General features: G+C 69.9%; 1 pseudogene. It reads left to right on the top strand.

Going from position 1 to position 392, the window contains the following annotated elements:
• Positions 1-371: pseudogene (locus D7Y04_RS43490) on the top strand (pilus assembly protein); the annotation flags it as partial.
• Positions 372-392 lie beyond the last annotated feature (21 nt).

Raw genomic sequence — 392 nt, 5'->3', positions numbered from 1 at the left:
CCCAGATTGCCTGCGTCAACGCCACGTGCCGGACCAACGCGGCCTGCTGCTCCGAGGTAGGGCCCGACGTCATCATCCCGGACACCATGAATGCCGCCTCGGTGCACGGGCTCTGCTACCTGCCAGGCATGGGCCGCGCGGTGCGGCCCGGCAACCTGGGCTGCATGCAGGGTCAGCTCGACAACACGGCGGCGCTCGCCGCCGCGGCCCCGGGCAACCTGCAGCTCAACTTCAACGCGGAGTCGGGCCGCCCTCGCAGCCTGCTCATGGTGGAGCCCCTCACCGGTCTGGCGTCGCTGCTCGACTGCGACTCCAAGCAGGCCGAAAACCTTTCCGTGCCCGCGTGCACCGCGCAGCCACCACCTTACTGAGCACTCCGTCTGGAGGGGAGG

Origin of the sequence: Corallococcus sp. AB038B, from assembly GCF_003668955.1 — a bacterium.
In the GTDB taxonomy this organism is placed as follows: Bacteria; Myxococcota; Myxococcia; order Myxococcales; family Myxococcaceae; genus Corallococcus; species Corallococcus exiguus.
Note: the sequence above shows the minus strand (reverse complement) of the source record. Positions and strands in the feature narration are given on the sequence as shown.